General features: G+C 38.7%; 29 protein-coding genes. 18 read left to right on the forward strand and 11 right to left on the reverse strand.

What is annotated here, in order from left to right; translation table 11 throughout:
* Positions 1–42: 42 nt before the first annotated feature.
* Entirely contained in the window at positions 43–1218 is a 1176-nt protein-coding gene (locus tag FA727_RS18630) for an ABC transporter substrate-binding protein (protein WP_136833045.1), read from the reverse strand.
* 263 nt (positions 1219–1481) lie between these two features.
* Positions 1482–2444, reverse strand: a complete 963-nt coding sequence (locus tag FA727_RS18635; protein ID WP_438646637.1) for a M23 family metallopeptidase — start codon at positions 2442–2444, stop codon at positions 1482–1484.
* Between the two features lie 220 nt (positions 2445–2664).
* Here FA727_RS18635 and lipA point away from each other — a divergent pair, with 220 nt between their 5' ends.
* A complete protein-coding gene (lipA, locus tag FA727_RS18640) occupies positions 2665–3585 on the forward strand; it encodes a lipoyl synthase (RefSeq protein WP_136833046.1) in 921 nt (306 codons plus the stop codon).
* Positions 3586–3880: 295 nt separating this feature from the next.
* Here the strand turns inward: lipA and FA727_RS18645 are convergent, their stop codons facing one another.
* The gene (locus tag FA727_RS18645; protein WP_136833047.1) at positions 3881–4447 is read right to left on the reverse strand and encodes a YhcN/YlaJ family sporulation lipoprotein; all 567 of its coding nucleotides are present in this window, start codon (positions 4445–4447) and stop codon (positions 3881–3883) included.
* A gap of 109 nt (positions 4448–4556) precedes the next feature.
* Between FA727_RS18645 and FA727_RS18650 the strand changes: the two genes are divergently transcribed.
* On the forward strand, positions 4557–4832 hold the full coding sequence (locus FA727_RS18650) for a YutD family protein (RefSeq protein WP_126405281.1): 276 nt from the start codon (positions 4557–4559) through the stop codon (positions 4830–4832).
* Between the two features lie 25 nt (positions 4833–4857).
* Here FA727_RS18650 and FA727_RS18655 read toward each other — a convergent pair whose 3' ends face one another.
* Positions 4858–5076 (reverse strand): hypothetical protein, encoded by a 219-nt coding sequence (locus FA727_RS18655; protein ID WP_246041961.1) that lies wholly within the window; start codon positions 5074–5076, stop codon positions 4858–4860.
* Positions 5077–5139: 63 nt separating this feature from the next.
* Entirely contained in the window at positions 5140–5406 is a 267-nt protein-coding gene (locus FA727_RS18660; protein ID WP_136833049.1) for a DUF3055 domain-containing protein, read from the reverse strand.
* A 124-nt stretch (positions 5407–5530) separates the two neighbouring features.
* On the opposite strand from FA727_RS18660, the gene FA727_RS18665 reads away from it, so the two are divergent.
* Complete coding sequence (locus tag FA727_RS18665) at positions 5531–5968, forward strand: DUF86 domain-containing protein (RefSeq protein WP_136833050.1); 438 nt, start codon at positions 5531–5533, stop codon at positions 5966–5968.
* Positions 5969–6018: 50 nt separating this feature from the next.
* The gene (locus FA727_RS18670) at positions 6019–6783 is read left to right on the forward strand and encodes a TIGR01457 family HAD-type hydrolase (protein WP_136833051.1); all 765 of its coding nucleotides are present in this window, start codon (positions 6019–6021) and stop codon (positions 6781–6783) included.
* 290 nt (positions 6784–7073) lie between these two features.
* On the opposite strand, the gene FA727_RS18675 is transcribed toward FA727_RS18670, so the two are convergent.
* Positions 7074–7574 carry a phosphatidylglycerophosphatase A family protein gene (locus tag FA727_RS18675; protein WP_136833052.1) on the reverse strand — a complete coding sequence of 167 codons (501 nt, stop codon included), beginning with the start codon at positions 7572–7574 and terminating at the stop codon, positions 7074–7076.
* Between the two features lie 134 nt (positions 7575–7708).
* On the opposite strand from FA727_RS18675, the gene yutH reads away from it, so the two are divergent.
* From yutH to thrB, 5 genes are all read left to right on the forward strand, one after another.
* Positions 7709–8716: a spore coat putative kinase YutH gene (gene yutH, locus FA727_RS18680; protein WP_136833053.1), complete on the forward strand. Its 1008-nt coding sequence runs from the start codon at positions 7709–7711 to the stop codon at positions 8714–8716.
* A 63-nt stretch (positions 8717–8779) separates the two neighbouring features.
* The gene (locus tag FA727_RS18685; protein ID WP_136833054.1) at positions 8780–9742 is read left to right on the forward strand and encodes a 2-hydroxyacid dehydrogenase; all 963 of its coding nucleotides are present in this window, start codon (positions 8780–8782) and stop codon (positions 9740–9742) included.
* Positions 9743–10042: 300 nt separating this feature from the next.
* On the forward strand, positions 10043–11341 hold the full coding sequence (locus tag FA727_RS18690; RefSeq protein WP_136833055.1) for a homoserine dehydrogenase: 1299 nt from the start codon (positions 10043–10045) through the stop codon (positions 11339–11341).
* Entirely contained in the window at positions 11338–12402 is a 1065-nt protein-coding gene (gene thrC / locus FA727_RS18695; protein ID WP_136833056.1) for a threonine synthase, read from the forward strand. Before FA727_RS18690 ends, thrC begins: the two co-directional genes overlap by 4 nt.
* Positions 12399–13310: a homoserine kinase gene (gene thrB / locus FA727_RS18700; RefSeq protein WP_136833057.1), complete on the forward strand. Its 912-nt coding sequence runs from the start codon at positions 12399–12401 to the stop codon at positions 13308–13310. The genes thrC and thrB overlap by 4 nt, the downstream gene beginning before the upstream one ends.
* A gap of 162 nt (positions 13311–13472) precedes the next feature.
* Here the strand turns inward: thrB and FA727_RS18705 are convergent, their stop codons facing one another.
* A complete protein-coding gene (locus tag FA727_RS18705) occupies positions 13473–13748 on the reverse strand; it encodes a NifU family protein (RefSeq protein WP_246010263.1) in 276 nt (91 codons plus the stop codon).
* Between the two features lie 135 nt (positions 13749–13883).
* Here FA727_RS18705 and FA727_RS18710 point away from each other — a divergent pair, with 135 nt between their 5' ends.
* Positions 13884–14210 carry a YuzD family protein gene (locus tag FA727_RS18710; RefSeq protein WP_136833058.1) on the forward strand — a complete coding sequence of 109 codons (327 nt, stop codon included), beginning with the start codon at positions 13884–13886 and terminating at the stop codon, positions 14208–14210.
* Positions 14211–14472: 262 nt separating this feature from the next.
* Here the strand turns inward: FA727_RS18710 and FA727_RS18715 are convergent, their stop codons facing one another.
* A complete protein-coding gene (locus FA727_RS18715) occupies positions 14473–15540 on the reverse strand; it encodes an NAD(P)/FAD-dependent oxidoreductase (RefSeq protein WP_136833059.1) in 1068 nt (355 codons plus the stop codon).
* Positions 15541–15764: 224 nt separating this feature from the next.
* On the opposite strand from FA727_RS18715, the gene FA727_RS18720 reads away from it, so the two are divergent.
* A complete protein-coding gene (locus tag FA727_RS18720; protein WP_136833060.1) occupies positions 15765–16004 on the forward strand; it encodes a YuzB family protein in 240 nt (79 codons plus the stop codon).
* Between the two features lie 315 nt (positions 16005–16319).
* Here the strand turns inward: FA727_RS18720 and FA727_RS18725 are convergent, their stop codons facing one another.
* The gene (locus FA727_RS18725) at positions 16320–17009 is read right to left on the reverse strand and encodes a DUF2225 domain-containing protein (RefSeq protein WP_136833061.1); all 690 of its coding nucleotides are present in this window, start codon (positions 17007–17009) and stop codon (positions 16320–16322) included.
* 192 nt (positions 17010–17201) lie between these two features.
* Between FA727_RS18725 and FA727_RS18730 the strand changes: the two genes are divergently transcribed.
* The gene (locus FA727_RS18730; RefSeq protein WP_126405265.1) at positions 17202–17561 is read left to right on the forward strand and encodes a HesB/IscA family protein; all 360 of its coding nucleotides are present in this window, start codon (positions 17202–17204) and stop codon (positions 17559–17561) included.
* Between the two features lie 233 nt (positions 17562–17794).
* Here FA727_RS18730 and FA727_RS18735 read toward each other — a convergent pair whose 3' ends face one another.
* Positions 17795–18790 (reverse strand): NAD(P)/FAD-dependent oxidoreductase, encoded by a 996-nt coding sequence (locus tag FA727_RS18735; protein WP_126405264.1) that lies wholly within the window; start codon positions 18788–18790, stop codon positions 17795–17797.
* A 370-nt stretch (positions 18791–19160) separates the two neighbouring features.
* Here FA727_RS18735 and FA727_RS18740 point away from each other — a divergent pair, with 370 nt between their 5' ends.
* From FA727_RS18740 to spsC, 3 genes are all read left to right on the forward strand, one after another.
* Positions 19161–20384: an NAD(P)/FAD-dependent oxidoreductase gene (locus FA727_RS18740; protein WP_194138548.1), complete on the forward strand. Its 1224-nt coding sequence runs from the start codon at positions 19161–19163 to the stop codon at positions 20382–20384.
* Between the two features lie 138 nt (positions 20385–20522).
* The gene (locus FA727_RS18745) at positions 20523–20846 is read left to right on the forward strand and encodes a YuiB family protein (protein WP_136833063.1); all 324 of its coding nucleotides are present in this window, start codon (positions 20523–20525) and stop codon (positions 20844–20846) included.
* Between the two features lie 146 nt (positions 20847–20992).
* Positions 20993–21688: a stationary phase survival protein SpsC gene (gene spsC / locus FA727_RS18750; RefSeq protein ID WP_136833064.1), complete on the forward strand. Its 696-nt coding sequence runs from the start codon at positions 20993–20995 to the stop codon at positions 21686–21688.
* A gap of 46 nt (positions 21689–21734) precedes the next feature.
* Here the strand turns inward: spsC and FA727_RS18755 are convergent, their stop codons facing one another.
* Positions 21735–22214 (reverse strand): divergent PAP2 family protein, encoded by a 480-nt coding sequence (locus FA727_RS18755; protein WP_136833065.1) that lies wholly within the window; start codon positions 22212–22214, stop codon positions 21735–21737.
* A 57-nt stretch (positions 22215–22271) separates the two neighbouring features.
* Here FA727_RS18755 and FA727_RS18760 point away from each other — a divergent pair, with 57 nt between their 5' ends.
* From FA727_RS18760 to FA727_RS18770, 3 genes are all read left to right on the forward strand, one after another.
* Positions 22272–22652 carry a DUF309 domain-containing protein gene (locus tag FA727_RS18760; protein WP_136833066.1) on the forward strand — a complete coding sequence of 127 codons (381 nt, stop codon included), beginning with the start codon at positions 22272–22274 and terminating at the stop codon, positions 22650–22652.
* Between the two features lie 60 nt (positions 22653–22712).
* Positions 22713–24218, forward strand: coding sequence for a leucyl aminopeptidase (locus FA727_RS18765; protein ID WP_136833067.1), 1506 nt, complete (start codon positions 22713–22715; stop codon positions 24216–24218).
* 117 nt (positions 24219–24335) lie between these two features.
* Complete coding sequence (locus FA727_RS18770) at positions 24336–25067, forward strand: hypothetical protein (RefSeq protein WP_136833068.1); 732 nt, start codon at positions 24336–24338, stop codon at positions 25065–25067.
* Positions 25068–25148 lie beyond the last annotated feature (81 nt).

Raw genomic sequence — 25148 nt, forward strand, 5'->3', positions numbered from 1 at the left:
AAATGGGAGGATAAAATCGTCCCCCCATTTCTCAGTCTCATCTTAAGGATTTACTTTAGATTTGAATACTTGCTCACCGTCTTTGTATTCTAATACAGTCGCTGATTTAGTTGGGTTGTGTAGTTCGTCAATTGTAATTTTTCCTGTAATAAGCGATAGATCCTTCGTTTCCGCTAGAGCATCTTTAATTTTTTCTTTATCTGTCGTCGTACCAGCACGGTCCATTGCATCAACTAGTAGGTATACAGAGTCATATCCTAGTGCGTTGAAAGCATCAGGCTTAGCACCGTCATATTTTTTGGAGAATGCTTCAACAAATTTTTGAATCGTCTCATCTGGGTCACCAGAAGAATAGTGGTTCGTAATATAAGTATTGTTAAGGTTTTCTGCACCTGCTAATTCAACTAGTGTAGGAGAATCCCATCCATCTGCTCCCATTAATGGAACATCGATACCTAATTCGCGAGCTTGTTTAACAATTAAGCCTACTTCTTCATAATAACCAGGGATAAAGATAAACTCTGGTTCAGCTGATTTTAAGTTCGTTAATGTTGAACGGAAGTCTGTATCATCAGCAATATAGGATTCTTCTGCTACAACTTTCCCGCCAGCAGCTTCAAAAGTCTCTTTAAATGATTTAGCAAGTCCTTTTGCATAGTCACTTGCGTTGTCCGCATAAATAGCTGCATTCTTAATGCCTAGCTCAGTTGCAAAGTTTGCTGCTACTTTTCCTTGGAATGAATCAATGAAAGAAGTACGGAAAACATAGTCAATTACGTTTCCATCTGTACCTAATGTTAAGTCATCAGCTGTACCAGATGGTGTAATCAGAATAGTTTTACCTTCATCCGCGATTTGCGTTTGTGCTTTGGTGTTACCGCTTGTAGCAGAACCGATAATAGCAGTTACCTTATCTTGGTTGACTAATTTAATCGCTGCATTCGTAGCTTCTGAACCTTCAGACTTATTGTCAACAGGTACTACTTCTAATTCTTTTCCATCAACGCCACCTGCGGCGTTAATTTCTTCGATAGCTAAATCAATACCTTCCTTAATTCCTTCACCGTAGGAAGCAACTGCCCCTGAAAGCTCAAGGTTTGCACCAACTTTTATCGTGTCGCCTTCACTGCCTCCAGTAGTTTCATTGCCGCTTGCACATCCAGCAAGGACACCGGCAAATAATACAGATGTCATCAGTAGCTTTGAAATCTTTTTCATTATGAAATTTTTCCCCCTTTTTTGTTATTTAACTATTCTGATAAATTAAATCAAACTTTCGGAATAAGCTATTCCAGAATAGAAAAATAATTTTAAATATTTGTTCACTACCAGTATTTTAGATCATAGATTTCTATTCGTCTAGATAATTTTTTGTCAATTAATATATTTCTGAATACTAAATATATTGTTTTTTATCAAATAAAAGGGAGGATAATGTGCAAAATGAAAGAGCTACCATTTTTCGGTAGCCCTCAAAAAAATTATTTCTTTCTAGCTTTTTGACGATCCTGTCTCTCCCAAAGTCGAAGATGTGGATAAGGATCATATGACCATTCGGTGAAGCCATTATCTTTATACATACCATAATGGAGGTGAGGTGGGAATTTTCCGGACGTTCCTGGAGGTCCATAGCCTGAACTTCCAACACCACCGATCAACATTCCAGGTTCAACTACTTGTCCAACTTTTAAGTTTTTCTCAAAGCCACTCAAGTGGGCAAAATAATGATAGTTATTATTGATATCTCTTATTCCCACTCGCCAACCACCATAGCGGTTCCAACCCTTCATTTCCACAATCCCGAAACAAGTTGCGCGTACGGGAACTCCATAATCAGCAAATATATCGGTTCCTTCATGAATTCTTCTACCTCCCCAGCCGCGCGCGTCTCCCCAAGTGTTTTTGTAGCTATGGTTACTTTTATAAGGGACCGGGAAAGCATGTCCTTCCAAATCGATTCTTCCAAAATGCTTATAGATTTTTGATTTATCAATAATTAACCCAACTGCCTTGTCACGCTTATAATAATCCCAAAGACCGATTTTGATATTATCATGATCGACCCCATACTTCAGAAGATACTGGGCAAATGCTTGGATAACATCTTCATCATTATGAAGATCGGCTTTTCCGTCTCCATTTCCGTCATATCCAATCCCATTGAAAAATTTGATCGAGGTAGGATTTTGATCTTCTAGATTGGGATTAAGAATACCGACCCATTCCTCCGGTTTAAAATAAATCCCTGTAATTCCTTCAGCCTTTGGAATATCTTTTCGCGCTGAACGGACATTTCGTTCGTATTGGTCGATAGCAGCTATGTAGTACCAGGGAATATTGGTCACCGCTTCTACTTTTTTGTATAGGGTCATACGTTGCGCATACACTTCGTTTTGATCCTCAGCATGAACGGGAACTGACCCTAGTACTAGGAAAACGATAATAATGGATATATATAATCGACGATATCCCACAAGAATCCTCCTCGTAGACTAGATTCACATTCATTAGTTTGTGAACAATGAATGGAATAAATAAATATCAATAAATGGTAATCCTTGAAATGGTCAGTTTGCTTGTTCTTCATGTTTTCTTGTGATAAAGTTGCATGAGAAGAGATACATAACAGCACGAACGGATCATGGTAAGGATGGTGTAGAGAAAATGAGTCAAAACCAAGAGTATTTACGTAAACCTGAGTGGTTAAAAATAAAGCTAAACACGAATGAAAATTACACAGGCTTGAAAAAAATGATGCGTGAGAAGAGCCTTCATACGGTCTGCGAAGAAGCAAAATGCCCAAATATTCATGAGTGCTGGGCTGTACGTCGTACGGCGACTTTTATGATTTTAGGGGATACTTGTACAAGAGCTTGTCGTTTCTGTGCTGTAAAAACTGGACTTCCAACTGAGCTTGATTGGGCTGAACCAGAAAGAGTAGCGGATTCCGTTGTTCAAATGAATTTAAAGCACGTTGTCGTTACAGCTGTTGCTCGTGACGATTTAAAAGATGGCGGATCAGCTGTTTTTGCCGAAACGGTTCGCGCAATTCGAAGAAAGAGTCCTTTTACAAGTATTGAAGTTCTACCTTCAGATATGGGTGGCGTTTACGAAAATCTTGAAATGCTAATGAACGCGAAACCAGATATTTTGAATCATAATATCGAAACAGTTCGTCGATTGACTCCAAGAGTTAGAGCACGTGCGAAATATGATCGTTCATTAGAATTTTTAAGAAGAGCAAAAGAGATGTACCCGAATATCCCAACGAAGTCTAGTTTGATGATTGGTTTAGGCGAGACAAAAGAAGAAATTATCGAAACAATGGACGATTTAAGAGCCAACAACGTTGATATTATGACGATTGGTCAATATCTACAGCCTTCGAAGAAACATTTGCCGGTATTGAAGTACTACCATCCAGATGAATTCCAAGAGCTGAAAGAAATTGCTCTAAGCAAAGGCTTCAGCCATTGTGAGGCCGGCCCAATGGTTCGCTCTTCTTACCACGCAGATGAGCAAGTAAATGAGGCAACTAAGCATAAACAAATGCTCGCTGAAAAAGAAGCTGCGAAAGAAGCTTAATACGATAAATAAGACTGTTTCTAAAAGTCCTTGGCCGGGTTTTTGGGAACAGTCTTTTTTAGTATGATTTTTGGGTGGGATTCGCTTTTCCATTAAGATTGAGGAAATTGGGCCAGGGGTGGCGGACAAACTAGGTTTTTACGCCAAGATGAGGGAACTGGCTTACGATCTGACCGACAAATCAGATCTGAACAGGTAGACTCCCAAGTACACCCGACAACCCCAAAAATAACGTCTGTCCGAATTGTTCCGAACAGACGTTATGGATTGAACTAAGTATATTTCTGTCACAAAATTATTTCCCTTGTGGAGATTTTTTCATTTCCTTAATAAGCTCGTCGATTGCGTATTCTGTTCTTATGCTATCAGAATCCATTGTCGCGAAGTTTTCCACGTTTTTTCGTAAAGCGGTGTTGTCGGTCACGTAAATTTGATACCAGCGAGGAACGACAGACATCGCCGTTTTCTTCACTTGATCCGCTATAGTTGAGCGATTGTCAGCGTTAGTTGCATACACGACTAATACCTCTTCACTTGTAACCAAAGTCGAAACATCATCCACATTTGGAATATCGGTAGCTAGCTTACTAATCGTATCAGCAAGTTTTTCCCTATCTAAAGGGGTATAATGGTCATTAGAAACCTGTTGTCCAGTAACGGGACTTCTTTGATGACGAACATAACCGAAGTCCTCGGAAACATCTTTTCCATTTTTATTATAAATATCCGCTCGCTGATCATTAACATTAACGGTGTTGCCACTTTCCTGATAAAGGCCATCTTTGGCTGATTGATCATTGTTATTACAGGCTGCTAAAAGTGAAAGGCTAAGTAAGCAGATTAAAGGGATTATTTTGTTCATGATCTACACCTCCATTTGTAGTATGAGCCAATATTTAATTTTTTCTCTTAGTAATTGATGGTGAATAGTTTATAATGTAAACATAGTGTGCCAAAAAGAGGTGACGGAATTGATTAACATTAACAATATGAGTTACGAGATTATAGAAGAAAGAGGGGAAGGCTTTAACGAAGAGGCTTTCCAAAACAGATACAGTGATATCTTAAGCAAGTATGATTATATCGTTGGGGATTGGGGCTATGGACAGCTTCGATTAAAAGGTTTTTATGATGATAAAAATCAAAAAGCTACATTTGATACGAAAATCAGTATCCTAACAGAATATATTTACGAATTCTGTAATTTTGGTTGCTCGTATTTTGTTATTAAAAAGGTGCAAGGCTAAGCTATCAGTGGAGCCAACTGATAGCTTAACTTTGATCTTCATCCATTTGCCTTGGCAAATCCTCATGTAGCGTCTCATTCTCGTAACCGAAGCTTCGGTAAAATTTTTCCCCTTCTTGCATTTTCTTGTTTTTCACGATTTCATCACGATTTATTGGTGAGCCGTAAGCACCATCTGGGAACTCTTCAGCTGTGAGTAAGTTCTTTTGTTTTTCCACGCTTTTAAAATCCTTATATTGATCCACAATTATCACCTCAAGCTTATTCTTTCCCAATCTTTCCGAAAAAAAAGAAGGCTCTTAGCCTCCTTAAACGATTTCGTATAGAAAATCTCGTAGTTCCTCTGCATCTTCTTCCGACAAATTAAAAGCGTACTCCAGATAACCTTCTTCCTTTAAGTCATCCTCCCCAATAATGGCAAAACGACTGCCCTGTAAATCCATGACGATCTGCTTTCCATAATGGCGATCCGACTGAAGAATGGCTAAATCAAAACGTGTATTTTCTCCTGTAAAACTAACAAATCGGGTTCTGGTGTCCACTAAATCATTATATAAATAAAATCTTTCTGACATGGTAATCCTCCTATAAAAAACGGTTTCCTTTATCTTATCAAAAACGGCCAGTAAAATATACGAGATGTCAAAATTGTGCTACAATAACGTTGTCACTATAGCAACACGTGAAAGGTCGGATCATATGTATTTTGTGGATAGAGAAAAGATCGAAACCATTTTAGGTTATATTGAACAACAGTTATTTTTGTTTGAAAATACGAATCAATGGGAAACACCTCTTGAAAAAGCCGCTCTTGAACGAATTTGCCATACGATCATTGAAGGGATTCTAGACGTTGGTAATGCGGTTATCGACGGTTTTATTATGCGGGATCCTGGTAGCTATGAAGACATAATCGATATTTTAGATGATGAAAAAGTGGTATCGAAGGATACGATTGAAGGGTTGAAACAGATCATTCAAAACCGTAAACAGTTAGTACAAGAGTATACAGAGGTTGATCATCAAGCCGTTTTCAACTCGTTTTTGGAGCAGAAGGAAGCGCTTAAACAGTTTGCACCAAGTGTAAGACAGTATTTAATTGAAGAGTTAGGGCCGGTTACGGCATTTAGAAATTAGGCGCTCTTATACAGAGCGTTTTTCCATTTTCCAACTTAGGAGTGATAGAGATGAAAAAATATAAAGGATACTTAATCGACTTGGATGGGACGATGTACCGGGGAACTGAACTCATACAGGAAGCCGCTGATTTTGTAAAGAAGTTAAAAGTCGAGAATATCCCATATTTATTTGTGACGAATAATTCATCAAGAACACCCTCTCAGGTAGCAGAAAAGCTAAGAAACTTTTCGATTCCAGCCGAGGAAGAGCAAGTTTTTACAACAAGCCAAGCAACGGCTAATTACATAGAAGGACTTAATAGTGATGCATCAATATATGTGATTGGAGAAGAGGGACTCCATACAGCGATTGCTGAAAAAGGGTTCCAACTTGCTGAGGAGAATGCGGACTATGTAGTCGTTGGGATTGACCGTGAAATCAACTATGAAAAGCTGGCGACTGCTTGCTTGGCGGTTCGTAATGGTGCAACTTTCATTTCGACAAATGGGGATGTTGCCCTACCGACGGAGAGAGGACTTTTGCCTGGGAACGGCTCTATCACTTCTGTGATTACCGTCTCAACAAAGACAAACCCAATCTTTATCGGCAAGCCTGAATCGATTATTATGGAGCAAGCATTAGCCGTAATTGGGACAAAGAAAGAAGAAACATTAATGGTTGGGGACAATTACGATACGGATATTATGGCGGGCATCAATGCAGGGATGGACACATTATTAGTGCATACAGGTGTGACGAAAAAAGAGCATCTCTCCGCATATGATGTGCAGCCGACCTACGTGGTTGACTCGCTGGATGAGTGGGAAGTATAAGTTTTAACGCCAAAACAACTATGAAGGGGCAGTCCCTAACTAATTTGCGTTTTTTCTCTGGTAAATGACCTTTTTTGGAGCCTAAATCCTTAAATAGTGCAACGAATTTATTGGATATCGGTCGTTATCGGAATATATCGGTCCTTATTCAAATATATCGGTCTTTATTTCATTTTATCGGTCTTCATTGCAATATATCGGTCTTCAGACAAATATATCAGTCTTTGCGATATATTAGTTACTATAATCAAATACAAAAAGCGGGAGAACCTTTCTCCCGCTTTTTCTTATCACTCTGTATTTTGAGCGCGATGGGCTAATCGGCTTGAAGCGGCTGCTGCAATGGCGCCGACGATATCATCGAGGAAGGTATGACATTGCCCGCTCGCTTTGTCATTTAGTCGATCTAATATACCAGGCTTCATTTTATCGATAAAGCCATAATTGGTAAAGCCAATGGAGCCATACACGTTAACAATGGAGAACGCCAATATCTCATCGATCCCGTAAAGACTTTCATCTGTGGCCAACATCGTTTGTAGAGGCTCCTCTAACATTTTCTTTTCCGCTAGAATATCGAGCTGGATGCCTGTTAGTATGGCATTTTGAACTTCTCTCTTCGATAAAACTCTTTCCACATTATTAATGCATTCTTCCATTTTTAAATTAGGATGATATTTTTCTTGAAGATAAAAAACGAGGTCTGCGATATCTTGAATTTTCACGCCTCGATCCTCGAGCCACTTTCTTGCTGTTTTCTCCACAATATCTACATTTCTTTGTTCGGACATAAGCTTCACCTTTTCTTCATGTATTTGCGAAATTCTATTTAGATAGAATATGCAGAACAAAATGGTTTTATCATTTCCCTTTACATCTATTCATATACATTTGGTAAGGACAAAAGAAGCGGTAGGTGGGAAAAATGCTTCAACGATTGCTTAATCAATTATACGGAATTCATATACAAGAAGAATTTAAACACGGTCCATATAGTGCTTGTCAGGACCAAAACAATCTGTATCTTCTTATACCGGTTGGTGCAATGGAAGAAGATAGTGTGATCGAATTAGAACGGTTAACGAGTCATCTAAAGCAGTATGGGGATGCGAGTGTTTGCCAATTTTTAAAATCAAAAGATGGGAAAAACATCGTTGAATGGGAGCAAAGTCGTTATTGTGTGCTTGCAAAGGCTGCTTCTGAAACACGGCCATTGAAAAGGCTAGGTAGGAAACTGGCCAAATTTCACTATAGAGGGAGAGCTGTTCCCTTTGAAATAAGAAACATAAACCGAATTGGGATGTGGAAAACGTTTTGGGAGCAACGATTAAATCAAATGGAAAACGTATGGAATGGGCAAATTATGCAGTCACCAGAAAATGAATTTGAACGCTTGTTTATAGAATCTTTTCCATATTATATGGGACTTACGGAAAACGCCATTCAATACTTAAGTGATACAGAGCTTGATGATCAACCAGCATTCGTGGACAGCGGTACCGTTTGTCACGAACGCTTCTCTGTGCAAACTTGGGGTGATAGTCTTACGATGAAAAATCCATTTGATTGGGTCTTTGATCATTGTGCAAGGGATTTAGCCGAGTGGACCAGGGAACGCTATTTCCACAATATTAAAACGTATGAGCCGGCTGTGAGACAATTCTATCAAGACTATGCCACGATCACAACATTATCATCCTTCTCCTGGCGATTAGTTTATGCTCGTCTCCTTTTTCCACTGCATTATTTTGAATGTATCGAGGATTACTACATTACGGGCTCTGAGCAACAAAGGCATGTGTCGGAAGAGAGATTAAAGAAATATTTAGATCAAACGCGTGAACATGAGGAATTTCTCAGAGATTTTTTTACATTAGTAGAAGTACCAACAAGGAGATACCAAATTCCAGAGATCGAATGGTTAAAAAGATGAGTTTCTTTTAAAATGGCTCATCTTTTTTTATAATTGAGAAAAAGGAAATAAAAGGAGAAAAAGATGAAGCCTTATATTTACATAACAAGAAAACTACCAGACGAAGTAATAGCACCGCTCCTTGATAAATATGAAGTGAAAATGTGGGAGAAAGAGGATGTAGTTGTGCCACGCTCTGTATTACTAGAGGAAGCAAGTCAAGCAGATGCGTTATTGACCATGCTTTCTGACCAAGTGAACGAAGAGTTATTTTCGGTGAGCACGAAGCTAAAAATTGTTACAAATCTAGCAGTGGGCTTTGATAATATTGACCTCGCAGCAGCATCTGCTCATGGTGTAGCGATATGCAATACACCAGACGTTTTAACAGATGCTACGGCCGACTTAACATTCGCCTTATTGATGGCCACTGCAAGAAGAATTGTAGAGGCTGCTGAGTTTGTAAAAGAAGGAAATTGGAAAAGCTGGAGTCCTCTTTTACTAGCTGGACATGATATTCATCATAAGACAATTGGGATTGTCGGAATGGGAAGCATTGGGGCTGCAGTTGCGAAAAGAGCCGTGGGCTTTGACATGAAGGTACTTTACCATAATCGTTCTAGAAAAGTAGAGCTAGAGTCACAATTAGGGGCCACTTATTGCTCGTTTGACGAGTTAGTTGAACAAGCAGATTTTATTGTCTGCTTAACTCCGCTGACACCAGAAACAAGAAATCTGTTTACTCGAGATGTCTTTAAACGGATGAAAAACGATGTTGTTTTCATAAATGCTTCTCGTGGACCTGTTGTGAATGAACAGGAACTTTATGATGCTCTAGTGGCGGGCGATATTGCCGCAGCGGGATTAGATGTGTTTGACAAAGAACCAATTGACAAAACCCATCCGCTATTAAGATTGTCGAACGTCGTTGCCCTTCCACACATCGGAAGTGCTTCTATTGATACGCGAATGAATATGATGAGGCTTTGTGTTGAAAACATCGATGCTGTTTTGTCTGGGAAAGAGCCGAAGACACTGGTGAAATAATAATTTAGATGGGGATAACTTTCCGAAGTTATCCTCATTTTTTTATAACTAGACGAGTTACCCACAACCATTACGAACTGTGAATAATTTTTCCCCGAAATGTAATCAAATAAGTTAGAATATTATTTATAAAAAGAAAATAAAAACATCTATGGAGGTATGAAACATAAGGGATTAAGCGATTACATAATTGCTTTCATATGGAAAATGTCTATTGTAAAAAAAGCTAACACACTCTATAATGTCTACTATGAGAAAACAGTTGTTTTTCTAGAGAGAACACAACAAGGAGGGATCGAGATGGAAGCTATATCAATCGGGTTATTAGGGCTCGGGACGGTTGGAACAGGAGTAGTAAAAATTATTGAAGATCATCAAGATAAGCTTATGCACCAAATTGGCTGTCCGATTAAAATAAATAAGGTTCTTGTGAAAGATTTAACGAAGGAAAGAGCTGTAAAGATTGCCCCAGAGATGCTGACAACAAATGCCAAGGATGTAATCGACAATCCAGAAATTGATGTCATTATTGAAGTCATGGGTGGCGTTGACGAGACAAGAAACTACCTTTTACAAGCGCTCAAAAATAAAAAGCATGTTGTCACGGCGAACAAAGACTTAATGGCTCTGTACGGCTCTGAGCTTCTGTCTGTTGCTATAGAAAATAGCTGCGATCTTTTCTATGAGGCAAGTGTGGCTGGCGGTATTCCTATTTTAAGAAGCTTAGTGGACGGATTATCCTCTGATCATATTACGAAAATGATGGGGATTGTGAACGGTACAACAAACTTCATCCTGACAAAGATGACTAAGCAAGGCAGTGCTTACGAAGAAGTGTTGAAAGAAGCGCAGAGATTGGGCTATGCAGAAACAGATCCAACCTCTGACGTAGAAGGGCTAGACGCTGCAAGAAAAATGGTGATATTAGCAACCCTCGGTTTTTCCATGAAAATTGATTTAGATGATGTAAGAGTACAAGGAATCACAAATATTTCGGAAGAAGACCTTCAATATGCCAAGCAGCTTGGGTATACGATGAAGCTTATCGGAATGGCGCAAATCGAGGATGATAAGGTGGAGGTTAGCGTTCAGCCGACGCTCTTGGGGGAAACACACCCGTTAGCGGCTGTGAATAATGAATATAATGCCGTTTATGTATACGGAGAAGCAGTTGGCGAAACGATGTTTTATGGTCCAGGAGCGGGCAGCCTGCCAACAGCGACTTCTATTGTGTCTGACCTTGTCGTTGTGCTGAAGAACTTGGTATTAGGGGTCAATGGAAAAAGTATCATTTCCCCGCAATTTGAAAAACGGATGAAAGAGCCGAATGAAATACGTTCGAAATATTTCTTGAGACTGCACGTAATCGACGAGGTAGGCGTCTTTGCAAACATTACCTCCATTTTTACCAATCATGGAGTTAGCTTTGAAAAAATTCTACAGCTTCCTGTGAAGGAAAAAGGACTTTCAGAGCTTGTTGTTGTCACACATAGTACGTCTTTAAAAGACTATGAAGAAATCTTAGTAGAATTAGAAGATTTATCATCTGTTCATCATATCAAGAGTTCATATCGAGTAGAAGGGAATGGCCATTCATGAGATGGAACGGGTTACTAGACGCCTATAAAGAATTCTTACCAATCAATGAGAATACACCGAAGCTTACATTAAATGAAGGAAATACACCCCTTATCAAATTAGATAGACTCTCTGAGGAGTGGGGCGTCGAGCTTTATGTGAAAACAGAAGGAACAAATCCAACCGGTTCTTTTAAGGACCGAGGTATGGTGATGGCTGTAGCGAAAGCGAAAGAGGAAGGAAGTGACACAGTGATCTGCGCTTCCACTGGTAATACCTCAGCAGCTGCAGCGGCTTATGCTGCAAGAGCAGGAATGAGATGTATTGTCGTTATTCCTGAAGGAAAAATCGCGATGGGAAAGCTTGCTCAAGCGGTGATGTATGGAGCTGAGATTATTTCCATTGAAGGGAACTTTGATGAAGCCTTAAAAATGGTTCGCAATATTAGTGAGAAAGAGCCTGTAACGCTTGTGAACTCTGTAAATCCATATCGTCTAGAAGGTCAGAAGACAGGAGCTTTCGAAATTTGTGACCAACTAGGAGGGAAGGCTCCAGATATTCTAGCAATTCCAGTCGGAAATGCAGGGAATATTAGTGCCTACTGGAAAGGCTTTAAAGAATATCATGAGGCGAAGAATACAGGCTTGCCAAAAGTTCATGGATTTGAAGCAGCAGGAGCAGCAGCGATTGTCCATAACCGTGTCTTTGAAAATCCTGAGACGATTGCGACAGCGATTCGCATCGGAAACCCTGCAAGCTGGCATTTAGCCGTTGCCGCTGCAGAAGAGTCGCAAGGAATTATCGATGAAGTAACCGATGATGAAATTATCGCAGCTTATAAGAAGATTGCTAGCTCAGAAGGTATTTTTGCAGAACCAGGTTCTTGTGCTTCCATAGCGGGTGTCTATAAGCATATTCAAAACGGAAAAATTGCAAAGGGTACTAAAATCGTTGCGATTTTAACAGGGAATGGTTTGAAGGATCCGAATACTGCAATTGATTACAGTTCGATTAAGCCTGTTCTCCTTCCAAATGATGAGAAGGCGGTTGCTGAGCATATTCGTGGAGTTGTTCACTCATGAAGGAAGGGGACATGCTAACAATTCAAGTCCCTGGAAGCACAGCGAACCTAGGTCCTGGCTTTGATTCAATGGGCTTGGCACTAAACCTTTATTTACGTTTGGACGTAGAAAAATCGGACACTTGGAAAATTGTTATGGAATCAAGGGAGTTAGAGATTTTTCCAAAAGATGAGTCCAATTATATTGTACAAGTTGCTCTGCAAACAGCGGCGAAATATCAAAAAACGCTTCCTTGTTGTACGATTAAAATGTACAGCGAAATACCGTTAGCAAGGGGGCTAGGCTCGAGTGCAGCAGCGATTATTGCTGGAATTGAGCTAGCCGATGTTGTGGGAGAGTTAAATTTAACTGTGGATGAAAAGTTTTTGATTGCTGCTGAGCTAGAAGGACATCCTGATAATGTCGGTGCCTCTCTTTTTGGAGGATTGGTCATCGGCAGTCAACGAGAGACTGGTGTCGATGCAGTTGTCTGTCGTGACCTACAGTTTGACTTAGTGGCGGTTGTTCCAAAGGAAGAGTTACTCACAAAGGATTCACGCAATGTATTGCCATTGGAATTGCCTTTTGCCGATGCAGTTCGTGCAGGAGCAGTTGGGAATGTACTGGTAGCTGCTTTGCTTAGAGAAGATTATTTTTTAGCAGGGAAAATGATGAGGCAGGACCGTTTTCATCAGCCCTATCGTAAAAAGCTTGTCCCTCATTTACAAGAGATCGAGGATGTGGCCTATGATGCTGGTGCATTTGGGGTAGCTTTGAGTGGAGCAGGTCCAACAGTGCTTTGTTTCTGTGAAAAGGGTCAAGGCGAGGAGCTACAAGAAAAACTGGAGGGCAAGTATCCAGAAATGACCTGTCATCAATTGAGAATTGATCAGGTCGGTAGCTCAGTCCAGATTCAGAAATATGTGTGACTATTTACAATGTATGAAGATAATCTAAAAAACGAACAAAGTTAATAACATTAGGTAACTAAGAATCATAATGTTCGTTTTTTAATTGAAGTGAGCCATTATGAAATTAATGCAAACAAAAAGCGATTTCGCTCTGGCGAGATCGCTTTTTAAAATTTCATTTTAGAATACTTGTTCAACTTCTACTACGCCAGGAACCTCTTCTAGAAGGGCACGTTCAATACCAGCTTTTAGGGTGATAGTTGAACTTGGGCATGAACCGCAAGCACCTAATAAACGTAATTTCACAATACCGTCTTCTACATCAACTAATTCACAGTCTCCTCCGTCACGAAGAAGGAATGGACGTAATTTATCTAGTACATCTTGAACTTGTTCTAACATTTGCTCTGCCATCTTAATCGCTCCTTTCTTAATACTTATTATAATGTCTTCCATTTGAAAAATCTATCTAAATGCATGAAATCCAATATTCTACATTTTAGGAGAATTCTCTTTTAGTTTGCCGTTTTCTCATTTCTAAATACTGGTTCCTTCGTGTACAATGAAAATAAGAAGCAGGGGGGAAGAATCATGACAAAAAAAGAAGTTGAAATTTCCGTTTATGGTGCAGAACAGCTTTGTCCTAGTTGTATCAATCTACCGTCTTCTAAGGAAACCTATGAGTGGTTGGAAGCAGCGGTAAGCAGAAAATTCCCGAATCAATCTTTCAAAATTTCATATGTGGATATCCATAATCCGCCGAGTGAAGATAAACAAAAAGATTTTGCTCAAAGAGTCATTGAAGAGGATATGTTTTATCCTGTTGTATTAGTCGAAGATGAAGTGGTTGGAGAAGGAAACCCTCGATTAAAAACTATTTTTGCAGAGTTAGAAAAATACGGCTACGAAGCTGAATGAAAATAAAAAGCGTTGTTCCCACTCTAGATGGAAACAGCGCTAATTTTTTATAGATTAAGTAAATATAATTCTCTACTTTGAGAATTGTCTAGCTCCAGCGCCTATCGCCTAGCAAACTTCGGGTCACCAGGTAAAAATTGAAGTGCATTTTTACTCCCTACGATAAGTCAACTAGGAATTGCTTACGCAATTCCAGTTTCCTTTTATCTCAGTCGATGCCCCTCCAGTTTGTACGGCGATGACCAAGGCGCTTCCGCTTTTCTTATCCATTATGATATTTATACATCCACAAGATACCGGATTTCAGTAATCGTGCAACACGGCCAGTAATTGGTCGTTCTGCTACTAGACCAAAGCCATGTTTTTTTCCTAAGGAACCAAGAATGCCTTTTAGTTTAATTGTTGGCAACGATTCTGGAAGCTCTTCATTCTTCCATCTTTTCAACAGGATATCCACAATTTGCTCAGCCTGTCCTTCTGCAAGTTGGGCACTAGGAGCATGTGGTAGGCTTGCACAATCCCCCACGACATAAACGTGTTCATCTCCAGGAATGTTATGGTGAAGTGTCAAAACAATGCGATCTTGTTTATCCTTTTCCACATCCATGTTACGAACGACTTCAATTGGTTGAATTCCAGCTGTCCAAACAATAATATCGCTATAGATAGGCTCGTTATGGTTATAGAGAGTATTCTCTTCTACTCTAGTAATATTCGAATTGTTGATAATCTCTACATTGTGATTATCAAACCAATTTTCTACATACGTACTTAGTCGGACTGGGAATGCTGAAAGAATGTAGTTGCCTCGATCAAAAAGCTTAATCTTCAGGTCTGGACGACTTTCATTCAGTTCACTCGCTAATTCAACACCGCTTAATCCTGCACCTACAATGCTAACGACAGATTCAGGCGGTAGATTATTTAATGCTTGATAAGTTTTTCTAGATTTTTCAATAGATTGAATGCTATATGTGTGTTCCTTTGCACCAGGAACATTGTGGTATTTATCCTCACAGCCTAATCCAATAATCAAATCATCATAAGTAAGTGAATCGGCGTCCTTTAGGACAATTCTTTTCTCTTTAATATTGATTTCAGTTACTTCCCCATATTGAATTGTTAATCTAGGATGCTCAGGGAAAGGAACGCGAACATGTTGATCGGAAATAGTCCCTGCGGCTAATGCGTAGTATTCAGTCTTTAGACAGTGGTAAGGAGTTCGGTCTACTAAAGTGATGGATACGTCTTCTGGGAGTTCATTCGGTAAGAGACGAGAAAGGACTCTCATTCCTCCATATCCTCCACCTAAAATAACTAGATTTTTCATTTTTGGATATCCCCTTTGTGCAGCTCTATTAGATGAAAAAATCTTCTCTCTATATTTAAGGAAAACGCTTTAAAGTCATTCAAAGTATATCGAAATTGTGACAAAATCACAACATATTCTTGACAAAATTTCGACTATTTGGCGATTTTTGCTCTTGCCAATATTTTTAATCTTGATATATGATGGATTTCATGATGCGTTATTTTGTTAAGAGGTGAAAGGTAATGCTTAGGCCGGTTATCGAATTTTGCATTAGCAATCTTGCTAGTGGTTCTCATAAAGCAATGGAAAAACTCCAGAGGGATCCGAACCTTGATATTATTGAATATGGCTGCTTAAGCTATTGTGGAAAATGTTCTGCAACCTTATATGCCCTAGTTGAAGGGGAAGTGGTGACGGGCGAAACACCCGACGATTTAGTAGAGAAAATCTATCAACGCATTGATGAACATCATGTGTATTAAATAACTCTGTTAAGGTTTGGTGTTGAATTTATTGCATTGGAAAATAGGCGGAAAACTCCGGATAAATCAAGAAACTCCCCAATTTCCCTATCAATAAGCGAAATTTTTCCAGTTAAGCTAAATATTTTTGATGATTTTAAGGCCTTTAAGGTCAATTAGCGGAAAATCTCCGCCTATTTCACCTAATATTCATGGATTTTTCAAAATAAACGGATTTTCTCCGGTTATGTGGGAATACCTATCGAAAATCAAAAAATCAGCAATGAATAATAACAGAGCCGTTAAATAAAAAAAGAAATTGGCTCAGGCCAATTTCTAGTTCGTTTTCTGCATTTCTTTAATTTCGTGCCAGCGATCCTTTGCCATTTCGATAGTGGCAGTTTCGGTGGTACTCTTTTGCTTTTCGATTACTTTTGAAAAATATTTGATCGCTTGAGGAATGTTATCAGTTCTTCTCGATAATTCACCGATTAAGTAGAGAAGACGAACTTCTGATACTTGCGTTCCTTTATAATCATCGGTCATGTAGGAATCCATGTACTCCTGCAAAGCTAAATTTGTAAATCTCCGTTCTTGCTCCTGATTTTCTAATCCTCGATAGAGCCATCCGAGACGCATATACAAACCAGATAAATTAATATGTTTTTCCTTTTTTAAAGTTCCACAATAAGCGGCAAGCTTGTAAGTTTGAATAGCTGTTTGGATCGTCCGTTCTTGACCAAAATCCTGAGGAACCCACTGATCGCAAACTTTCTTCGTAATCTCATTTTTACTATCTGGTGAAAAAATAGGCAGAAAATCTTCAGAAAATGAAAATCCACAATGTGGACAAACTTTTACATAGTATAAAAGAGGATTCGCTTCTTCAGAAGCATAGCTTGGACAAAAATCCGTATCATATTCGGTTACTTTTACAAAGCGAGAGCGCACCTTTTTCGAGGTAAATGTCTTTTTACACATAAGGCATTCAAATTTTTTATCGTAAAGAGGGAGTAATTCTGTCACTTTTTTCACCTACTTTCGTATTGAGTATAAGTTTTAGTTAAATTTCATTATACAGCAATTGTTATGAACAAAGTACCGATTGAGAGGATTTGTCCAAAGAAATCGAATTAATGAAGCAGTCTAGTTGAGGAAAGGTTCATTGCTGTATATACTATAAGTAAGATCAAATCCTAAAAATTAGGAGGGAATACAATGGATATTGTAACAATTACAGAAGCTGCTGCTTTGCAGATAAAAGATATGATGAAAGAAAACGAAGAAGAGAGTGCATTCTTACGAGTGGCGATCCAAGGTGGAGGCTGTAGTGGCCTTTCTTATGGAATGGGCTTTGCTCATGAAGTAGAAGAAGGAGATACTCAATTTGAACAGCATGGAATCAATGTTCTTGTTGATAAGGATAGTGCTGCAGCCCTAAAAGGAACAAAAATCGACTACAAGCAATCGCTCATGGGCGGTGGATTCACAATCGATAATCCAAATGCCATTGCTTCTTGTGGATGCGGTTCATCATTTAGAACGGCTAAAGATGCTGGTACACCAGAGACTTGTTAAATAGAAGGCTCTTTTCGCAAAAATTATTACTGTTAGATAATTTTTGATTGGATGAATAGCAAGTAATATGATCTTTTAATAATAAGGTAGCGAAAAGTGCTGTGCACAAATAATTTGTAGCAATAAACCACGTAAGAGGTGTAAATGTCGGCCTTAGGACATTTACGAAAAACAAGTACAAAAACAAAACAGAATTAGAAAAAGCAAAGCCCCGCGGCTTTGCTTTTCTTATATTACTTAAACATAGAAGAACTATGAAGTGGTTGTGCTTTTGCTTTTGGATCAATGTATGTTTTTGCATTGTTGATGGCTGTTGGTGCTTCACCAAATCCACTCGCGATTAGCTTCACTTTACCATCGTATGTGCAAATATCTCCAGCTGCATAAATTCCAGGAATGTTTGTTTCCATCTTAGAGTTAACGACGATGGAGTTCTTTTCAATTTCAAGACCCCATTCTTTAATCGGTCCTAGGGATGAAACAAAGCCATAGTTACAAATAACAGCATCTACATCAATCGAAGTTTTTTCTTCGCCATTTGCATCTTGAAGGACGACCTGTTTAATACCAGTTACATCTCCCACTAATTCTACTGGGACGTATGGTGTTTTGATGTCGACCTTAGAATTGTTTAGGTTTTCAACGCTATGTTCATGGGCACGGAATTTATCACGACGATGTACAATCGTCACTTTTTCTGCGATTGGTTCAAGCATTAAAGCCCAGTCTACTGCGGAATCTCCGCCACCAAAAACAACGACTCTTTTATCAGCAAATTGGTTTAAATCATCAATGAAGTAATGTAGGTTCTTTCCTTCGTACTCAGTAGCATTCTCAAGCTCTAAGCGACGCGGTTGGAAAGCACCGTTCCCAGCTGTAATAATAACTGTTTTTGTATAGTGAATTTCTTTGTTTGTTGTTAATTTAAATATATTGTCTTCTTGCTTTTCAATCTTTTCAACGGATTGCTCTAGGATGATGGATTGCTCAAATTTGGACATTTGCTCTTTTAAGTTATTAACTAACTCTTGAGCACGAACCTTTGGAAAACCAGCTACATCATATATGTATTTTTCAGGATATAACGCAGATAATTGTCCCCCCAGCTGAGGCAAGCTTTCGATGATTTTAACTGATGCCTGTCTCATCCCACCGTAAAAGGCTGTGAATAGACCAACCGGTCCACCGCCAATGATGGTTATATCAAATACTTTTTGATCTTCTTTCATTCCAAATCCCCCCAGATAGAAATAGTGCAATTGCCACCTTATATATTACCATAAATAATTTCAAACTACATCAGGGTAAAAGGGAAGGAGTACTCTCCATTCATTTAATAGTTGAGAATTTCTAAATGAATTACCAACATAAACAAGTTATTTTTTATGTATATTTAGCTTGAAAAAGCGAGAGAAAAGGAATATCATGTACTTTAGGTAATATGTTAAATTTGTGTGACAAATTTTCGACATTTTTTTGCTTGAGTTAGTGAAAAGTATCACAAACTTTTTTCTTACTTTCACTACTATAAATGAATAATGTGGTGAAGATAAGAAAAGGTAAGCAGAAAAGAGAAAAAATAAAGAATAAAAGGTGGAAGTGATCACTTTGAGAAAGCCAAAAATCGTGATTCTAGGTGCCGGTTACGGTGGCCTAATGACTGCAACAAGATTACAAAAGGCAGTAGGAATGAATGAAGTTGAAATCCAGCTTGTGAACAAAAATGACTATCACTATGAAACAACTTGGTTACATGAAGCATCTGCTGGTACATTACATCATGATCGTGTACGTTACGACATTTCTAGTGTAATTGACCGTAACAAAGTTGAATTTATACAAGGTACGGTTGTTGAAGTAAATAGAGATGAGAAAAAAGTTATCCTTGAAGAAGGCGAACTTCCATACGACTATCTTGTAGTCGCAGTAGGTGGAGAATCAGAAACTTTCGGAATTAAAGGGCTTAAGGAATATGCTTTTTCCATTGTAAACGTAAATTCAGCACGTCAAATTCGTGACCATATCGAATATCAATTTGCGACTTATCAAGCAGAAGAAGATAAAAAAGAAGAGCGCCTAACTATTGTCGTTGGTGGAGCAGGATTCACAGGTATCGAGTTCCTGGGTGAATTAGGAAATCGTGTACCAGAATTATGCAAAGAGTACGATATTGATCCTCATAAGGTTAAAATCATCTGTGTTGAAGCAGCTCCAACTGTTTTACCAGGATTTGACCCTGAGTTAGTAAACTATGCAGTGGCTCAATTAGAGAAAAAAGGCGTTACTTTCATGATTGGAACAGCTGTTAAAGAAGCAACTGAAACAGGAATCATCGTTGGTAAAGGTGAAGACGAAGTAGAAGAAATCAAAGCTGGAACGGTTGTTTGGGCTGCTGGTGTAAGAGGAAACGCAATCGTTGAAAAGTCTGGTTTTGAAGCAATGCGCGGGCGTGTAAAGGTTCAACCAGATTTAAGAGCACCAGGTCATGATGATGTATTCATTATTGGAGATTCTTCTCTAGTAATTAATGAAGAAATCAATCGTCCATACCCACCAACTGCTCAAATTGCGATGCAACAAGGTGTAACAGTTGCACACAACATCCTTGCACTAATTCGTGGAAAAGAGTTAGAAACATTCGTACCAGATATTAAAGGTACTGTATGTTCTCTAGGTCATGACGATGCAATTGGGGTTGCATTCGGTAAGAAAATGACTGGTTCTACAGCATCATTCATGAAGAAAGTGATCGACAACCGTTCTCTATATATGGTTGGTGGACCATCATTAGTACTGAAAAAAGGTAAATTCAATATCTTTTAAGTAAATCTTTAAATGGAAAAATACTCTGAAGCTGAGCTTCGGAGTATTTTTTTCGACCTATTATGAGCGTACTTTCTTGTTGACTCCCTACATTCCATTAAGTACACTTAATGGTGATATAAGGGAGGCTTGTGCGCAATGCAGATGACGATATTTACCCTACCGATTTCGATGCTACTCTTTTTTGTACTGTTCTTTGGAATTGGTTTTATTTTAAATATGCTATTAAGAATGACTTGGATTATGGCATTTGTCTATCCGATCATCACCATTTTTATTGTTGATAAAGTGAGATTCATCGAATATTTTACAGATAGTAAATCATCTTTTACTGAACTAGGAACAAGATTTTCTCATTTAGCCCTTGCGGATATTCTAATTCTTAGCAGCGGACTTGCTGGAGCAATTGGAGCAGGAATAACAATGAGAATTCTTCGCAAAAAAGGATATCGAATGTTTTAAAACCTTCACTAAAAATGTGAAGGTTTTTTTATATGTGCAGCTAATTATATTGAATTTTCTATATATTTTAACAAAAATCGCTCAATCTCATGAATAATTCATCGCAAGATCGGAAATGAATAGTCATGGGAGGAGCGATTTTTTAGATGAGAAACTTTAAAAATTGGACAAGACGTTTGTTGATGACATTTTTATTTTGTGCAGCTTTGATGACAACATATCAGGGAATTTCTGGTGTCGAGGCCATGTCACTTACCACATACCTTGGTCACGAAGAGGAAAATGATTCCACTACGGATCACAAATTTAAACCGATGGAAGTTGCTTTTAAATTTTTACAAAAAGTAACGAATACGGATTTAAAAATATCTTCGAGTGAAAAAGTATCTGGAACGCCGCCTACTTTAGATGAAATGGATTGGTCCAAATATCCAAGTACAGAAGTGACTGCGACTGGCTATACAGCTGGAGTAGAATCAACTGGAAAAGGACCTGAACATCCCCAATACGGAATTACGTATTCAGGGGTAAAAGTAACACGTGACCTGTATTCAACGGTTGCAGCAGACTTAAATGTGTTTCCGATTGGCACAATTCTCTATATCCCTGGCTATGGTTATGGTGTTGTAGCGGATAAGGGAGGAGCCATTAAAGGAAATGAAGTCGACCTTTATTACGATACAGTTGAAGAAGTATATGAAAAATGGGGTAAGAAGAAGCTCGAAGTCTACGTAATCGAAAAAGGTGACGGGAAGCTGACAGAAGAAGAATTAAAAGCGTTAAATGAAAATGAATCGATGCAGGTGTTTCGCCAGCAAATCATTCAATCTAAAAGTGAATAATACAGAAAAACTGACCTCTACATTTTTGAGTAGAGGTCAGTTTTTCTCATAGATATACTATATAATGTAGAATAAGAGTTAACAGAATTCCTGTTAATCCTCCAAAGAAAACCTCAAGTGGCTTATGTCCTAATAGTTCCTTTAATTCTTTTTGCTTTGTTTTATCAGCTTTTTTGGGCCAATCCCTTACTTCATCGACGAATTTATTGAAATCCGTGACCAAACGATTTAATACAATCGCTTGCTCGCCGGCTTGACGACGAACCCCGGTAGCATCAAACATCGTGATAATGGCAAATATCGCTGAAATGGCAAAAACATTCGAATCAAAGCCCGATTCCATACCAATACCAGTCGACAATGCCGTTACTGCAGCCGAGTGAGAGCTAGGCATTCCACCAGTGCTCGTTAGTAACGACCAGTTGAGCTTTTTCGTAACGGCGAAATGAATCGGGACCTTTACAAATTGGGCAAAGAATATTGCGAAAATTGCGGCCCATAGTGAGAAATTCATCAATAAATCCAATGTTGTAACCACCTTTGTGTTGGAAAATAAGAAGATATTTTTAAAGGGTGAGGCAAAATGACTGAATATCCACTCGAATACTATCAATTCTTTGTTCATTTTAATGAAGGCGACTATTATACCTGTCATGACTTACTGGAAGAAATGTGGATGACCGATAAATCGAATCTGTTTTTAAAAGGGCTTCTACAGATGAGTGTGGCCATATATCATTATGAATATGGAAATGTAAAAGGTGCTCGTGCGATGATGAAAACCGCCAACGAATATTTACAGGACTATCGTCCAAAACATTGGGGACTTGATCTTGAAAAAGTATATCCGTTTATCGAAGCTAGTTTAACCATTATACCACAACACTTGGATCGAGTTTCCTACGAAAAAGTAGACACTTTACCCCAGTTGCCACAGCTATATTTATATTTGGAAGATAGTTAGATAGTCGAAACTTTTCTTCCTTTCATATATAATAAAATCATATTTCTTGGGGGTGACGTAATGTTTAATGTGAACAATGTAGTAAATTTTCAAGATAAGTATGAATGCTTAGTGGTCGGTTTTTATGACAAACCAGATAAGTTTTCTGGTAGTTTATCAAATCTAGATGAGTTATTTCAAGGTCAATTAACGGAACTTGTTAAAAGTGGGGACATTTCTGCTAAAAAGAAATCTGTCTCAAAAATACATACTTTTGAAAAAATAGGGGCAAAAAGATTATTTTTCGTAGGCTTAGGAAAAGAAAAGGAAGCATCCTTTGAAATTCTTCGCGAAGCTTTTGGAAAAGTATTTAAGGAGATTCAAAGTGCAAAGCTTGAAGAAGTAGCCGTGTACTTAGATTCATTTACTTCGGAAACGATTGAAGCTCTTGATGCTACCCATGCTCTAGGTGAGGCATTGCCACTTGCTACATATGAGTTTGAAGGCTATAAGCAAAAATCAAATGAGCCAAAAAAAGAAATTGAAAAAGTTATCGTTTTAACGGAGCAAGATGAGGAAGAAATCCAAGCTGCATTAGCAGTAGGTTATGTGTATGGAAAAGGAACAAATTCCGCTCGTACACTTGTGAATACACCTGGAAATTTATTAACGGCAACTGACATGGCCAACTATGCAAAAGAGCTTGGTGATAAATACGGTTTTGAAGTAGAGATCTTGGAAAAAGAAGATATGTTAAAGCTTGGGATGGGCGCTTTGCTAGCCGTGAACCAAGGATCAGCTGAACCGCCCAAAATGATCGTTCTGAAATATCAAGGGAAGGACGAATGGAAGGATGTTATTGGCTTAGTTGGAAAAGGAATTACCTTTGATACAGGTGGTTACTCGATCAAGACAAAGGATGGCATTGTTGGCATGAAATCTGATATGGGTGGAGCAGCTGCTGTTTTAGGAGCCATGGAAATTATCGGAGAACTTCAGCCTGAACAAAATGTCGTTGCCGTGATTCCTTCAACTGACAATATGGTCAGTGGTACAGCATTTAAGCCGGATGATGTAATCACTTCTATGAGTGGTAAAACAATTGAAGTGCTGAATACAGATGCGGAAGGACGCCTTGTTTTAGCAGATGCGGTTACGTATGCGAAGCATCATGGAGCGAATTATCTAGTTGATATCGCTACATTAACGGGTGGTGTTATCGTTGCACTTGGAACGGAAACAACAGGTGCTTTAACGAATGATGAAGCATGGTTCGAGCAGGTATTAGAAGCTTCCTATGAAGCAGGTGAACCAATTTGGCGCTTACCATTGTTTGAAAACGATATTGAACGAGTTCGTAGCAGTAAGATTGCCGATTTAAATAATTCTCCTGGCCGAGAAGGACACGCCATTATGGGTGGAGCATTTGTCGGAGAATTTGCAGAAGGTACACCTTGGGTACATCTTGATATTGCTGGAACGGCGACAACTTCCAAAATAACTGATATGGGCCCTTCAGGAGCAACTGGTGTAATGACACGCACGTTAGCTCTGTTGGTTGAACGATTCGAAGGAATCGAATCTTAAAATTTTTTAACAGCTTCTCATTTTATGGGGAGCTGTTTTTTCGTGCCTTATTTTATGGACATGCAACTAAACTTCTGAGATTACGTCTACTGAATTAAGAATGTCATAATTTATGAGGTGGGTAGGATTAAAAAGCTATTATATGCGTTATTCATATTGTTTTTTCTGGTTGGTTGCAATGCAACTTCAGATTCTGATGGTGAAACTCCTAAGGATACGAATAATGAAGAGGTTACATCTGATGACGGTGTTGATAAGCCAAGTACTGACGACGAAGAGGAAGCTCCTGAAGTTGAAGAAACACCAGTGGAAGAAGTGGCTACTATCAATATTCAAGAATATTTTCCTCCTGAAAATGTTATAAAGCATTTTAGAGGAGAAGGAAATGAGTACGCATCTGAAGTTGAAACGATTTTTCAAAGAGAAGGAGAATTCTTAGTATCTTTGGGGAACAACGGAGGAACACAGGTTTTAAGGGTGTATCAATTAACACAGAACGGAATTCATCTAGTCTATGAAGTGCCTGAATACTATGAGGAATCACCGCCATCAGTAGCGTCGCTTCAAGAACAGTTTCAGATACAGGATGTGTTGACAGTACCTGTTGAAAAGGGAAGGATGATAAACGGCTGGGAAATTGTTGATATCGCTCATGAGCTTACATTGCCAATTGGAACTCTAAATGATGTCATCGTCTTGGAGAAAACAAATGGAAATGAAAGCATGAATCGGCATTACTGGGCAAAACAATATGGCCTTGTGAAAAAGGAGTTCTACTATAAAAATGAAGATGCATATGAGTTAATGGTCACGACTGAATTAGAAAAAGTAGAAGAATTGCCCCAATGATAAGTGTGAATTTCCTTAATCAGCCCACTCTAATTAGGTGCTTGTTGCATATGCAATAGGGAAGGAGTGTAATATTAAGGA

Origin of the sequence: Robertmurraya kyonggiensis (genome assembly GCF_005116465.1) — a bacterium.
In the GTDB taxonomy this organism is placed as follows: domain Bacteria; phylum Bacillota; class Bacilli; order Bacillales; family Cytobacillaceae; genus Robertmurraya; species Robertmurraya kyonggiensis.

Bases quoted from the DNA above. Each gene is read 5' to 3' on its own strand.
- FA727_RS18630 (WP_136833045.1), bottom strand. From the start codon at position 1,218: ATGAAAAAGATTTCAAAGCTACTGATGACATCTGTATTATTTGCCGGT.
- FA727_RS18730 (WP_126405265.1), top strand. From the start codon at position 17,202: ATGGATATTGTAACAATTACAGAAGCTGCTGCTTTGCAGATAAAAGAT.
- FA727_RS18665 (WP_136833050.1), top strand. From the start codon at position 5,531: ATGTATTTTGTGGATAGAGAAAAGATCGAAACCATTTTAGGTTATATT.
- FA727_RS18690 (WP_136833055.1), top strand. From the start codon at position 10,043: ATGGAAGCTATATCAATCGGGTTATTAGGGCTCGGGACGGTTGGAACA.
- FA727_RS18760 (WP_136833066.1), top strand. From the start codon at position 22,272: ATGACTGAATATCCACTCGAATACTATCAATTCTTTGTTCATTTTAAT.
- thrB (WP_136833057.1), top strand. From the start codon at position 12,399: ATGAAGGAAGGGGACATGCTAACAATTCAAGTCCCTGGAAGCACAGCG.
- FA727_RS18720 (WP_136833060.1), top strand. From the start codon at position 15,765: ATGCTTAGGCCGGTTATCGAATTTTGCATTAGCAATCTTGCTAGTGGT.
- FA727_RS18735 (WP_126405264.1), bottom strand. From the start codon at position 18,790: ATGAAAGAAGATCAAAAAGTATTTGATATAACCATCATTGGCGGTGGA.
- FA727_RS18765 (WP_136833067.1), top strand. From the start codon at position 22,713: ATGTTTAATGTGAACAATGTAGTAAATTTTCAAGATAAGTATGAATGC.
- lipA (WP_136833046.1), top strand. From the start codon at position 2,665: ATGAGTCAAAACCAAGAGTATTTACGTAAACCTGAGTGGTTAAAAATA.
- FA727_RS18710 (WP_136833058.1), top strand. From the start codon at position 13,884: ATGACAAAAAAAGAAGTTGAAATTTCCGTTTATGGTGCAGAACAGCTT.
- FA727_RS18705 (WP_246010263.1), bottom strand. From the start codon at position 13,748: ATGGAAGACATTATAATAAGTATTAAGAAAGGAGCGATTAAGATGGCA.
- yutH (WP_136833053.1), top strand. From the start codon at position 7,709: ATGCTTCAACGATTGCTTAATCAATTATACGGAATTCATATACAAGAA.
- FA727_RS18670 (WP_136833051.1), top strand. From the start codon at position 6,019: ATGAAAAAATATAAAGGATACTTAATCGACTTGGATGGGACGATGTAC.
- FA727_RS18745 (WP_136833063.1), top strand. From the start codon at position 20,523: ATGCAGATGACGATATTTACCCTACCGATTTCGATGCTACTCTTTTTT.
- FA727_RS18715 (WP_136833059.1), bottom strand. From the start codon at position 15,540: ATGAAAAATCTAGTTATTTTAGGTGGAGGATATGGAGGAATGAGAGTC.
- FA727_RS18645 (WP_136833047.1), bottom strand. From the start codon at position 4,447: ATGAACAAAATAATCCCTTTAATCTGCTTACTTAGCCTTTCACTTTTA.
- FA727_RS18660 (WP_136833049.1), bottom strand. From the start codon at position 5,406: ATGTCAGAAAGATTTTATTTATATAATGATTTAGTGGACACCAGAACC.
- FA727_RS18675 (WP_136833052.1), bottom strand. From the start codon at position 7,574: ATGTCCGAACAAAGAAATGTAGATATTGTGGAGAAAACAGCAAGAAAG.
- spsC (WP_136833064.1), top strand. From the start codon at position 20,993: ATGAGAAACTTTAAAAATTGGACAAGACGTTTGTTGATGACATTTTTA.
- thrC (WP_136833056.1), top strand. From the start codon at position 11,338: ATGAGATGGAACGGGTTACTAGACGCCTATAAAGAATTCTTACCAATC.
- FA727_RS18685 (WP_136833054.1), top strand. From the start codon at position 8,780: ATGAAGCCTTATATTTACATAACAAGAAAACTACCAGACGAAGTAATA.